The organism is Pareuzebyella sediminis (assembly GCF_008367235.1).
GTDB classification, from domain to species: domain Bacteria; phylum Bacteroidota; class Bacteroidia; order Flavobacteriales; family Flavobacteriaceae; genus Pareuzebyella; species Pareuzebyella sediminis.
Map to the genome: position 1 here is coordinate 541,575 of NZ_VTZS01000003.1, position 13,201 is coordinate 554,775.

At 42.1% G+C, this 13,201-nt stretch carries 7 protein-coding genes; 3 read left to right on the forward strand and 4 right to left on the reverse strand.

Annotation, left to right across the window (positions count from 1 at the left end):
- Position 1: 1 nt before the first annotated feature.
- Positions 2-2,107: a PorP/SprF family type IX secretion system membrane protein gene (locus F2B13_RS12875; RefSeq protein WP_149304379.1), complete on the reverse strand. Its 2,106-nt coding sequence runs from the start codon at positions 2,105-2,107 to the stop codon at positions 2-4.
- A gap of 6 nt (positions 2,108-2,113) precedes the next feature.
- Positions 2,114-4,387, reverse strand: coding sequence for a T9SS type B sorting domain-containing protein (locus F2B13_RS12880; protein WP_232625234.1), 2,274 nt, complete (start codon positions 4,385-4,387; stop codon positions 2,114-2,116).
- A gap of 225 nt (positions 4,388-4,612) precedes the next feature.
- Here F2B13_RS12880 and F2B13_RS12885 point away from each other — a divergent pair, with 225 nt between their 5' ends.
- A complete protein-coding gene (locus F2B13_RS12885) occupies positions 4,613-6,295 on the forward strand; it encodes a glutamine--tRNA ligase/YqeY domain fusion protein (protein WP_149304380.1) in 1,683 nt (560 codons plus the stop codon).
- 241 nt (positions 6,296-6,536) lie between these two features.
- On the opposite strand, the gene F2B13_RS12890 is transcribed toward F2B13_RS12885, so the two are convergent.
- Entirely contained in the window at positions 6,537-7,481 is a 945-nt protein-coding gene (locus F2B13_RS12890) for an SPFH domain-containing protein (RefSeq protein WP_149273701.1), read from the reverse strand.
- 136 nt (positions 7,482-7,617) lie between these two features.
- The gene (gene gltX / locus F2B13_RS12895; RefSeq protein WP_149304381.1) at positions 7,618-9,141 is read right to left on the reverse strand and encodes a glutamate--tRNA ligase; all 1,524 of its coding nucleotides are present in this window, start codon (positions 9,139-9,141) and stop codon (positions 7,618-7,620) included.
- A gap of 82 nt (positions 9,142-9,223) precedes the next feature.
- Here gltX and F2B13_RS12900 point away from each other — a divergent pair, with 82 nt between their 5' ends.
- Entirely contained in the window at positions 9,224-12,712 is a 3,489-nt protein-coding gene (locus F2B13_RS12900) for a DUF4175 family protein (protein ID WP_232625235.1), read from the forward strand.
- A complete protein-coding gene (gene ybeY / locus F2B13_RS12905; protein WP_149304382.1) occupies positions 12,705-13,124 on the forward strand; it encodes an rRNA maturation RNase YbeY in 420 nt (139 codons plus the stop codon). The genes F2B13_RS12900 and ybeY overlap by 8 nt, the downstream gene beginning before the upstream one ends.
- Positions 13,125-13,201 lie beyond the last annotated feature (77 nt).

Consider the following 13,201-nt stretch of genomic DNA (forward strand, 5'->3'; position numbering starts at 1 on the left):
TTTAGGCCAAGTGATTTGGTTTGACACGCATAATCCACATTTTGTCGTTATACGTATCGTTCAGGTTGGTATAGTAAGAAAGAAGGGCATTGTTCCACGATTCGTGCCTTTTTAAATACACGTATCTCCAGTTGTTTTCCGGGTTTATAAAGTAACTGGCACTAAGCCCATAGGAGTTTAAGAGCTTAACAAAGCGATTCGCATTCTTGGGGTTGGCGAAAACATTGGCTATAATGTAGAAGCCTGAACCTATACCTTCAATTTTATAGGTTTTTGGATTTAGTTCGTTCGCCGACACACGATCTTTTACGATGACATTGGCCTGAAGAACATCACCTTCATATTTGGCGGATTTTTCTTTGATTTTGTCCACATTGCTGGCATACGACTCGTTGCTGTATTTATTGTCGACGTTCATAATCCACAGGTCACCGGTATAGGCGCCGTTCATGTTTGTCTTGTGCGCCTCCAAAGCCTCTTGCCAAGTATCGAATCTTTTAAGGTACACATACTTTAGACCGTTATCTGGATTCGATATGTAATCGGCCGAGACACCTTTTCTATCGAGGTCGTTGATGAATTTTTCCATATAGCGCCCGCCTTTGTATACATTTGCTACCACATAATACCCGTCTTCGACGCCATCGAGATTTTTGAACTTGCGGCTTTTGACCGAGGTAGTCGTTGGTTTAACGGTTTTAAATGTGTTTCGTGTTTTGTCTTGCACCGAAACAGGTCTATGCATGTTCTGCCCTTTTTGCGCCAACGCATCTTTTGAAAGAGCCCTATTATGTGTAGCAGTTGGTTTTTCAGCATCCGTATAGGCGGTCTGTGTTTGTGGGGCAGAGCGCTCTTGGCCTTTTAGAAACAAGTTTTCGGCACGCTTTTCAAGATCGGGTCTTTGACCGTTGGTTTCGTTACGAACCATGTTCATGACCATGTTAAAACGTCTTTCCAAGTCCTTTTGGCGACTATTTTCCAAAGAGTCTTGACGAAACATTAGTTCTTCGATGATGGCATCGTTCTCTGCGAGCTTTCGTTTTAGCTCTTCTATTTCTTCGTTGGATGCCATTGTATTCTGATCAACCTTTTGTTTGTCTACAAGGTCGTCTTCATAATCTTCTTCCAGCATGACCCTGTCTTCGGTTAGGTTGGGTGTAAATGAGTAGGCAAATGAGATTTCATGGGTCACTCCCAGGTTGTCAAAATCACCCCCCAGACCTTTTTCCATGGTATACCCTAGGGAAAGTCTTCGGTTAATATTAAAGCCGGCTCCGGCAGATGCGCCGTAGAAGCTGTCATAGCCTCCCTGTAACCAGCCCAGTTTCGGCAAATCAAGAATAAGACTCCCTCCGAACGAAAGGTCTTGGGCTTGTGTTTCGGTAGTAGCAAAACGGTTTTGGCCGTTCATGCGCACTCGTGCCAAAGGCATAAGGCGAGCACTTTCCATGATACCCGAGGCATTATTAAACCGATGGGTATATTGAAGGTGGCTCGAGTAGGTTTTATCAGCGAAATCGGTTAATGATTTACTGGTTTTGAGATTGTAATCAAAGAGATTTTCGGCAAACATACCGAAGTCAAAATTTCCAAATGATATATTGAACCCAGGTTGAAAGGATAGGACGTTGCTGTCTTCTGTACCGTTGAGGCGAAAATCATTGGGGTCTACAACGTCGATATTATTTCTATTAAGACCGGTACTGTAATAGGCTAGGTTTGCCCCAAAAGTAAAGTTGCTTTTTTCGCTGAGTTTGACTCCGTAAGCATAGTTCGCTAAAACCCCTGTATTGGAAACGGGGCCGATCTTTTGATTGTAAAGACTGAGTCCTAATCCGCTTCTATCACCTATTCGACCGCTATAACTCAAAAAATAGGTTTGATCATTATCTTTGAATTCTACTGATTGGTTTCTGTGTAGAAGGTTGATATAGGACTTATCTTCCTGAACTGTAGAAAAGGTAGGATTGATCAAAAACCTATTGAATTTCAACAGGTTTTGGGAGGCGGGACTGTACAATAGTACCGGGTCATCTTCTTGTGCTTGTATTTGTGAAAATGACAGCATGGCAAAAAGAGCCACGGCTATATGCTTAACAAATTTCATGGTGGGTTATCTGATAACGGTTATGGTACCTTGTTTTAAAGTTTCTGTGGCGTTTTTGATGACATAATAGAAGACCATGTTCTGTTTTGGGAAAACCATTGAAGATTCTGGCCAGTTGTTTTGATAATTGGTAGAATTCAGAACTTCTACTCCTTTAGCATTATATATGACAACATTAACATCTGATTTATTGGAATATGAATTCGGAATCACCCATTGATCATTGGCTCCATCGGCATTCGGGGTAATAACGTTAGGTATATTAAATAGGTCTAGATAAGAAACCGTAATGGGTCTGCTTATTTCACAGTTGTCGATATTTGCGATAAGTAAATAGCTGCCTTCTTCTGAAAAGGTTACTGAAGCAGAGCTACTTATCTCAATGTTGTCGGCGTTTAACCAACGGTAAGACGTTCCACCGCTAGCGGTTACGGTCTTAGAGCTTCCTTCAGGAAAAACTACGTCACCGGTAACATCCAAAGCAATGAGGTCTGGATTTAATGGTTGAATATCGATTTCATTCGATAGCACTGGGCAGTCCCCCCTTAAGATTACCAATCGATATGTTCCTGGCTGGGTGGCATTGATCTGTGGGTCCGATGTGTTTATGGATGAACCATTTCGCTGCCAGGCGAAAGTCTCTCCATTAAGATCTGCCGCGGTGTTTATAGTAATAACGTCTGATGTACTACAGTATACGGTGCTCGAACTATTGATCGTAAGCGTTTCGCTACTGCTTAGCTGAACAGGCAGCGTATTTGAAGTGGTGGTGAGGCCGCCCAAAGCGCCATCTAATTCATACGTGCCGTTTTCTGTACTGGCGGTCAGACTTATAGAAGGTGATGTTTCTGCTGAAACTATTGTTCCATCCTTTTTCCATTGAAAGGTGAACGACGAGCTTGTATCGGCGGTAACGTCTAGTTCTGACATATCGGCCAATACGGCATAGATTTTATCGATTTCGAGCACAATGCTAGAATTGGCACAAGATTCGTAGCTAGTTCCATAATCTATTTCAAGGCGGAATGCTGTAGGGGTTACGACTTCGGTCGGTTCGGAGTTTATTGTGGTTGACGAACAAGCGCCCCCCGTTTGTGTTACAGCGGCGTAATACGTTCCGGGTTGGGTGATATTCAATACCGCAGAATTGGAGCTAGGTATAGCAGCCCCGTTTAAGAACCATTCATAGGTTGGAACGCTGGCGTCGGTGGTAACCGTCAGTGCTTGGGTCTGGCCTGGTAAAACAACTATATTGGCTCCATTGTCCCGCGAAACGGTAAATGCCCCTGAATTGCTTATTGTAACCGGCTCCGATCTTTCGGTACAAAGTCCTGTGCCTTTTATTTCAACAGTATAATCACCGATAAAATCCGGATTATTCGTGTCTATGGTATAGGAGAATCCGCCTATCTGTGCGGGTTGTACGGTGACCCCATCCTTGAACCAAGTATAGATATAATTCGCATCTTGCACATTCGCCTCTAATGGAGGAGCCGGATCTCCCGCACAAAGCGAAGTTGAAGTGGGCGTGTTGATGGCTATTCCTGAGCTTGTTCCTGTATTTATTATGATATGGTTAGACTCTGTGTTTGCATTGAAGGTACAATCTCCGTAGTCTATATATACAAAGTATTCTCCTGAGCCATCTGTCTCGATGGAGGGTCCTGTTTCTGGAAGTTGAGTGCCACTCCTGAACCAAGAATACTGATAGGTATTTAAATCGGCTGAAGGTACATTGTCAACGCTCAAGGTAATGGAGTTTCCTCCACAAGCTTGAAGAGTTCCTGGCGTTGTACCGTCACCATCAGGGCTGATATGTAGATTAGAGGTATACCCTAAATAATACATAGAATAGGCCGGTGAAGCTTGGCCAGTAGATGCTGGGTTGGTACTTCGAACCCTTAATTTGTATCCGTCTCCTTGGGTGTCGATGGGTATGGAAAATTCAAAACCCGGATCTTGTACGACACTATTGCTCGATTCACGGGCAAGTTCGACAGCGTTTGTAAAATCACCATTAAAGTCGGATAGTTCTAAAATCCATTCATTGCCACTGTTGGGGCTACCTGCCCAGTCTACGGTGGCATAGTATTGGTTGAACCCTCCGTTGTTACCTGCGCATATTCTGTTCCATTGACAGTTTCCGCTGTTGCAGGTAATGTTTGGGTTGTTTGCAGGTTTGGGAGCGTTGATAGCCACAGCTTGGGCCGATAGCTCGGTTACGGCCATGAATAGAAGGGCCATGAAGAATAGATGTGATGTATTGAATTTTGTGCGCATAAGTAGGTGTAGTTTTGGGGGTTACTACGAGTGTGCCGTGTCTGATTTGGGATGAAACGTGCACTATATACTATAACAAATATGGTGCATATTCCGAGGGTAGTGAATTTAATGTTGTATTAAGGAAGAAAAGTGTTGTGAAATGATGGTATTTGTATGAAAGGTCATTCAAAGTGGGACTATTTATGCATTTTGACTACCTTTAGGGCCTTAAAAAACTACCTTATGAGCGAGGCTGCGGAATCGTTAAATTTTATTGAACATATTATTGAGGAAGACCTGAGAAATGGGTATTCAAGGCAGGATTTACGCTTTCGGTTTCCACCCGAGCCCAATGGCTATTTACATATTGGCCACGCCAGTTCAATATGTCTAAATTTTGGATTAGGAATTCGATATGACGCACCGGTTAATTTGAGATTCGACGACACAAATCCCGCCAAGGAAGAACAAGAGTATGTGGACGCTATAAAGCGGGACGTGGAATGGTTAGGCTTTTCATGGGATACCGAACGGTATGCTTCCGATTATTTCCAACAACTGTATGATTGGGCTTTACAGCTCATCAAGAATGGAAGGGCTTACGTAGATAGTCAAAGCTCAGAAGAAATGGCAAAGCAAAAAGGCACTCCTACGGAGTCAGGCACGGAGAGTCCCTTCCGTAATCGTTCCATTGACGAAAATATTGAGTTGTTCGAGGGGATGAAAAACGGTAAATTTGAGGAGGGCTCGCATGTGCTTCGCGCTAAAATCGACATGAACTCTTCGAACATGTTGATGCGAGACCCAATAATGTACCGAGTGTTACATAAAGCGCATCATCGCACAAATACCGATTGGTGTATTTACCCCATGTATGATTGGACTCATGGCGAAAGTGATTATATAGAACAGATTTCACATTCCCTATGTACCTTGGAGTTTGCTATGCATCGTGAACTATATGACTGGTTTTTAGATCAAGTGGTCGAACCAAGAAAGCTACGCCCGAAGCAACGAGAGTTCGCTCGGAGAAATCTTAGCCATACGGTGGTGAGTAAACGAAAGTTATTACAGTTGGTTGAGCAAGGCGTTGTCACGGGATGGAATGACCCACGTATGCCCACGATTTCTGGACTCCGAAGACGGGGATATACCCCCGAATCTATACGTAATTTTGCGGAGACCATAGGAATTGCCAAGAGGGAGAACTTGATTGACGTGAGTTTGTTGGAATTTCATGTGCGGGAGCATCTCAACAAAGTGGCTCCCAGGGTTATGGGAGTTCTGAACCCCATTAAGGTTGTCATTACCAATTATCCCGAAGGAAAGGTAGAGTGGTTGGAGACCGAGAATAATCCGGAAGACCATACGGCAGGAATTCGAAACATACCCTTTTCCCGTGAGATTTATATTGAACGAGATGATTTTAAAGAGGAAGCAAATCGAAAGTTTTTCAGATTGAAATTAGGCGGAGAAGTGCGTTTGAAGTCGGCCTATATTATTAAAGCTGAAAGCTGCACCAAAGATACCGATGGGAATATTACTGAGGTGCATTGCACGTATGATCCAAAAAGTAAGAGTGGAAGCGGTTCGGAAGAAAGCCTGAGAAAGGTTAAGGGAACACTGCACTGGGTATCCATAGCACACGCTATCGAAGCGGAGGTGCGCTTATATGATCGCCTTTTTATAGATGAAAGCCCCGATACACATAAGGACAAAGATTTTATGGAGTTTATCAATCCGAATTCGCTACAAGTTATAAAGGGATTCCTAGAGCCTAGCCTCAAAGACGTGGAGGCTGGGAAACGGGTACAATTCCAAAGGTTGGGTTACTTTTGTGTGGATTCTGATTCTTCGAATGAAAAGTTAGTCTTTAATCGAACAGTGGGACTTCGGGATACTTGGGCCAAAATTCAGAACCGATAGCTTTACTAGGCAGAAAAAAATCTAGTTACCGCTTAAGGGAAGGCTCATTCCGTAACATCCTTTTTCTGAACCATAAGGATTTTTTATGAAAACCCCTTGAAAAATCGGCAAAAACTATAAAAAACCAATTGTTTTAAAAGGGTTTAAGCGACTTTGGGCTTATGGCCGAACTCTATACCTTTCCAAAGGTATTTAGCGCTTTAAAATGTCTTCTATTGAGGTTATAACGACCAAATATTTTTTAGTCCTTGTTTTGATCCTTATTTCCGAGAGATTTTTTGTTCTTTTTCATTTGTTCGCCAATCATATTGCTGGCGGTGAATGAAGCAACCATATTGTTAAGCATATCACTACCTGCCTGGGGAGAGTTGGGTAATAAGATTAGGTTCGTGTTCGTTTCCTCCCCGATAGATTGTAGGGTGTCATAATGTTGGGTAACCACGATTAAGGCAGAAGCCTCTTGTGAGTTAATGCCTACTTTGTTCAATACCTCAACGGACTCTTCAAGACCTCTGGCAATTTCGCGACGCTGGTCGGCGATGCCCTGACCTTGAAGTCTTTTGCTTTCCGCTTCGGCTTTTGCCTTTTCAACAATCAGAATTCGAGCCGCGTCCCCCTCAAATTGGGCTGCAATTTTTTCTCGCTCCGAGGCGTTTATCCTATTCATGGCCGCCTTAACCTGAGCATCTGGGTCAATATCGGTAACTAAGGTCTTAATGATATCGTACCCATACTCTAACATGGCGTCTTGTAGTTCTGCTTTAACAGCTATGGCAATGTCGTCTTTCTTAACAAACACATCGTCAAGTTTCATTTTGGGAACCTCTGCCCTCACCACGTCAAATACATAGGAAGTAATTTGGTCATGGGGGTATTCCAATTTATAGAAGGCTTCGTACACTTTTTCTTTAATTACGACGTACTGTACCGAAACTTTGAGTTTGACAAAAACGTCATCTAAAGTTTTCGTTTCGACGATAACATCCAATTGTTGAATTTTAAGACTCAACCGCCCAGAAATACGGTCTACCAGAGGAATTTTCATTTGTAGACCGGAATTTCGTATACTTTGAAATTTACCAAATCGCTCTATGATTACAGCCCTTTGCTGTTTGACCACAAAAAATGAGGAAAGCAGTATAACTACCGCAATAAAAAGGATCGGAATTAGAAAGAAGGAGCCCATATGTGTTGATTTTAGTGAATGATTGAAATTACGAAAACACTTTGGTATATGAGTCTTTCGTTTTATCGAATTGTTACATATTCAAGATATTTGGGAAATGTGGGCAACTAAAAAAGGAAAAAGAAATTCAAAGTCATTATTTATTACTAAGCTTGCCCAATAAGACAGCTGCCCTCTGAATTCTTTCAATACTATCCGATTGGCCGATCAGCGACATAATTGTGAAGAGATGAGGTCCTTTCATGTCGCCGACTATGGCTAAACGTAGTGGCGGTAATACTTTACCGAACGAGAGTTTCATTTCTCCTATCCAACCTTTTACTTTTTGCTCTAATATATCTTCTGAGAAATCAGATAGCCCTTCTAGAAAGGACACTAATTGGCCCATAATTTCCGAGGTATTATCTTTCCATTGCTTTTGAAAGGCTTTTTCATTATAAGATTCAGGGGGTCTAAAGAAATATTCTGATAGTTCCCAAAAGTCACTCACAAAAGTAGCTCGGTCTTTTAACAGTGCCACGATTTTTTCAACATAGGTAGGGTTTCGCTTGGTATCTGGAAGATCGTGGGCTTCCAGAATAGGCTGAAAAAGCGATGCAAGTTGAGCATCGGTCTTTTTTTGTAGGTACTGTTGATTATACCATTTGGTTTTGTCAGGATCGAATCTCGCCCCTGATTTGTTGACCCTCGATATATCAAAGGCTTTAATAAGCTCTTGCAAATTGAATATTTCCTGTTCGGTCCCAGGATTCCAACCTAAAAGGGCTAAAAAGTTTACTACGGCCTCGGGGAAATATCCGGTTTCTCGATAGCCGATGGAATCTTTCCACTGCAATGGAAATACTGGAAAACCAAGCTTCTCACCATCGCGCTTGCTTAATTTGCCCTTTCCTGTGGGTTTCATTATTAAGGGAAGATGGGCGAATGATGGGGCTTGCCATTCAAAGGCGTCGTACAGCTGTTGATGTAGCGCCAGAGACGGCAGCCATTCTTCGCCACGAATGACATGTGAGATTTTCATGAGATGATCGTCGACGATATTGGCGAGATGGTAGGTGGGCATTCCATCGCTTTTAAAAAGCACTTTATCGTCTAGGGTATTAGTGTCAATTGTTATAGAACCCCGTATCATATCTATTAATTGGAGTTTTTCATCGGGTGGGGTCAAGAAACGAACTACATATTCTTCGCCATTAGCTATACGTTCTTGAGCCGTTTCGGGCATCAGTGACAAAGAGTTGTCCAATTTCAGTCGGTTGTGCCAGTTATAAATAAAAGTTTTGCCCTGTGCTTCGTGGTTCTTTCTATGGTAGTCTAATTTTTCGGCAGTATCAAAGGCGTAATAAGCTTTTCCCTTTTTAATGAGTTCGTCGGCGTATTTACGATATAGCATTTTACGTTCGCTCTGGCGATAGGGGCCGTAAGGCCCTTGCACCCTTGGTCCTTCGTCGAAAGGCAGGCCACACCATTGCAATGCATTAATAATATAATCCTCGGCACCTTCAATATAACGACTCCGATCGGTGTCTTCAATACGGAGAATAAAGTCACCGTCGTATTTTTTAGCAAACAAGTAGTTAAATAGGGCAGTACGAACTCCTCCGATATGCAGGGGGCCCGTAGGGCTTGGCGCAAAGCGGACACGAACTTTTTGGCTCATATTAGGAAATATTATGGGACAAAGGTATAAAAAGTACATGAAGCTTTTGCCCCGATTAAAGTAAATCTAACAATACTTTAGTATGCGCGTTAACGTTTGGGTTAAAGGGCATTACGTATCTTTGCGCTTTATGAGTAGTTATACCGACATTTTAGATAAACTCAAAGGCTTTATAAGAAAGTATTATACCAAGATGCTCATTAGGGGCGGGTTGCTTTTTGTTAGTCTTGGCTTTCTCTTTATGCTGGCTGTTTTAGGCATAGAATATTTCCTTTGGTTACCGCCCACAGGAAGACTTATTTTATTGTTGGCCTTTGTTTTGGTGGAGGCCGTACTTCTTTTTAGGTACATTCTAACCCCTATTTTCTACCTTTTTCATTTAAAAAGTGGCATAGACAACAAGAAGGCCTCCTTGTTGATCGGAAAGTATTTTCCTCAGGTGGGTGACAAGCTCTATAATCTATTGGATTTGGCAGAAGATAGAGTTAAAACAGAATTGTTGTTGGCAAGTATTGAGCAGCGCTCCCAGAACTTGAAGCCAGTTCCTTTTACAAAGGCCGTAGATTTAAGGGAGAATTTAAAATATGCCAAGTATTTAATCATTCCTCTACTGATTGTTGCTCTAGTCTGGTTTTCTGGCAATTTGTCCTCTTTTTTTGGGTCTGCTGATAGAGTAGTGCACTACAGAGCTATGTACGAACCGCCTGCTCCTTTCGTTTTTCAACTTTTAACCAATGAACTGAACGTTTTGGAGTCTAAATCGTATACGATTGAAGTTGAAACGTTGGGCGAAGTTCAGCCAGAGACCGTTTATATTGTTATTGGAGAAAGGGAGTATTTAATGCAAAATAAAGGCGGTAAGTTTAAATATACATTATCACCACCTTTGCAGCGTACGGAGTTTTATTTCCGAGCCAATGAGGTGTCGTCACGTAACTATGTATTGAATGCTTTAAAAACTCCCAGCATACAGAACTTCGTAATGGAACTCGATTATCCTCGATATACAGGTCGATCACCTGAAGTGTTGAAAGGTACGGGAAACGCAACTGTTCCTGAGGGAACAAGAGTACGGTGGGAGATTACGGGCAGGAATACGGATCGCGTCAAAATGATTAGCAGAGATACATTTCTCATATTTTCAAAGGCAAATGATGGTGAAAGTTTTACCCTGGATAAGAAGGTCTATTCAGATATGTCTTATGAATTGGCAACCTCAAATCAGAACGTATCTGATTACGAGAAATTGGCATATCGATTCAATGTAGTAAAGGATGCCTACCCCACTATCAAAATGGAACAGGTGATCGATTCGGTAAACTCAAACGCAGCCTACTATATGGGGGAAGCCACCGACGATTATAAACTAAAAGGTATAAAATTGGTCTATTATCCAGAAAACAGTCCCGAAACGGTTAAAAGCTTGATGCTAGAGGAGCCCAACACGAACTATAATAGGTTCTTTTATACGTTTCCCTCCGGTCTGGAGCTCGAGACTGGAATAAAATACCTGTATTATTTTGAGGCCACGGATAATGACGCTATACATGGTGGAAAATCTACGAAAAGTCGGGTCTTCTCCATGGCTGTACTAGATGATGACGAATTGAGAAATGAGGCACTGAAATCCCAGCAGTCAATAATTGATAATCTGAACCAGTCCCTTAGCAATCTTAGAGAGCAGAAAAAAGGCCTTAAGGAAATTAATCAAAGTCAAAAAGAGCGCAAGCAATTAAGTTTCAATGACCAAAGGGAAATAAGGGATTTTTTAAGAAAGCAGAAGGATCAGGAGAATCTGATGCAGAAGTTCAGCAAACAGTTGAAGGAAAACCTTGAGATTGGGGGAGATGACGATGAAAGTTCACAACTTCTGCAAGAGCGTCTAGAACGGCAAGAGTTAGAAGCCAAGAAGAATGCCAGACTACTCGAAGAGCTCGAAAAAGTGGCAGATAAGATCAAAAAAGAGGATTTTTCACAAAGACTAGAGGAATTGGGAAAGAAACAACAGAATAGTGAAAGAAATTTAGAACAGCTGTTGGAACTTACCAAACGGTACTACGTTTCTGAAAAGGCCAACCAATTGGCCAAAGATTTGGAAAATGAGGCCAGTCTACAAGAGGCACTGTCGAAGCAAAAAATCGGGCAAGATTTTGAAAAAGAAACGCAAAAGAAATTGAATGAACGATTTGAGGAACTTGCCAAGGAGATGGAAGAATTGGACCAAGATAATCGGGCCCTTAAAAAACCACTGGAACTGAAAATAGATAAGAAGAAAGAGGAAGCCGTCAAAAAGGATCAAAAGGAAGTGCTCGAAGAGATTAATAAGTATTTAGACTATCAGAAATCTTCGTCACCCCTCGAGAAGTCAAAGGCGGAAGAAGAGGCCTCAAAAAAGCAAAAATCCGCATCCCAGAAAATGAAAGAAATGAGTGAAAGCCTTAGGCAGGCTTCTTCTTCAAGTTCAGAGGCCACCGAAACTGAAGATGCTGAGATGCTTCGACAGATACTTGACAACCTGGTCACATTTTCGTTTAAACAAGAGGACTTGTTCGATACCCTTCAGGAGGTAGATGTTGAAAACCCAAGGTTCTCGTCCATCGTTAGGGAACAACAGGTACTACGTGATTTGTTTCAGCATGTAGATGATAGCCTATTTACGCTATCGATGCGCCGTGCCGAGCTATCTGAGTTCGTTAACGAACAGGTTACAGAGGTATATTATAATATTGACAAGACCTTGGAGAGCTTGGCAGAAAGCCAACTGTATCAAGGAGCATCCTACCAAAAGTATGTATTGACTGCTTCTAATGAGCTGGCTGATTTTTTGGCCCATGTACTTGATAATATGCAGCAAAGTATGATGCCCGGCCAGGGGGCGGGTCAAGGTCTAGATTTTCAATTACCTGATATCATTAAGCAACAGAGCAAGATTCAACAACAAATGGAAGGCATGGGTCAATCTGGCAAGGGAAATCCACAGGAGGGTCGTGGTAATGGAGAGAAAGGAAAGGGATCCGAAGGCGAGATAGGTCAAAGGGGTTCTGGAAGTGGTAATAAGGAAGGCCAAGATGGAAATTCAGGAAATAAAAGTAATGCTGGAAATTCTGGGGAAAATGGAAATCAAGGACAAGGTCAGAATGAGCTCAGCGAGGGCGAATTGGCAGAGATTTATGAGATATACAAGGCACAACAGCTCATACGGCAAAGGTTAGAAGAGCAACTGAACGACATGATCAAGACCAGTGATAGAAAATTGGCGGAAAAGTTGAGCAAACAAATGGAAGACTTTGAAAATGATTTGTTAGAGAACGGTCTGACGCAGCGTAGTATGAATAAAATGAACAATATTCAGCATGAATTACTCAAGCTGGAAAATGCCGCCATGGAACAGGGAAGGAAATCCGAGCGGGAGAGTTCTTCCAATACAAAAAGCTTTGAAACCCCGATCAGAACCAGGCCAGAAGTGCTAAAGAATTATCGCAGAGAGACCGAAATTTTGAATAGACAAGCCTTACCTTTGCGCCAAAATTTTCAGAACAAAGTGAAGGCGTATTTCAAAAACGATGATTGAGTTTTTTTATGAAACTGATTTTAAGTTGTCAAATGAACCCCAGTATTCCGACTGGATAGGTAGGGTTGTGATTTCTGAAGAGGCGAGTTTAGGGGCGCTGAACTATATCTTTTGCGATGATGTTTATTTGTTGGACATTAATAAAAAATTTTTGTCCCACGATACATATACGGATATCATCTCTTTTGATTACACCGAAAATGAATTGATAGCCGGAGATGTATTCATATCCGTGCAAAGGGTAAAGGCGAACAGCATAAAGTTCAAGACAGGGTTTCATCAGGAGTTGTTGCGGGTAATGTCACACGGGGTGCTCCATCTTCTGGGGTACAATGATAAATCTGAAAAAGAATGTATGGCAATGAGGGAAAAGGAAAATGAAAAGATAAAAATGTTCCACGTGGAACATTGAACTAACACCGGGCACGGATGTCCTATGGAGAAGGATTGCACTTTATTTGTGCTTGAAACACAGGCTTGTTTTATTGC

Coding starts and splice junctions, on each gene's coding strand:
- F2B13_RS12875 (WP_149304379.1), bottom strand. CDS start 2,107: ATGAAATTTGTTAAGCATATAGCCGTGGCTCTTTTTGCCATGCTGTCA.
- F2B13_RS12880 (WP_232625234.1), bottom strand. CDS start 4,387: ATGCGCACAAAATTCAATACATCACATCTATTCTTCATGGCCCTTCTA.
- F2B13_RS12885 (WP_149304380.1), top strand. CDS start 4,613: ATGAGCGAGGCTGCGGAATCGTTAAATTTTATTGAACATATTATTGAG.
- F2B13_RS12890 (WP_149273701.1), bottom strand. CDS start 7,481: ATGGGCTCCTTCTTTCTAATTCCGATCCTTTTTATTGCGGTAGTTATA.
- gltX (WP_149304381.1), bottom strand. CDS start 9,141: ATGAGCCAAAAAGTTCGTGTCCGCTTTGCGCCAAGCCCTACGGGCCCC.
- F2B13_RS12900 (WP_232625235.1), top strand. CDS start 9,224: ATGCGCGTTAACGTTTGGGTTAAAGGGCATTACGTATCTTTGCGCTTT.
- ybeY (WP_149304382.1), top strand. CDS start 12,705: ATGATTGAGTTTTTTTATGAAACTGATTTTAAGTTGTCAAATGAACCC.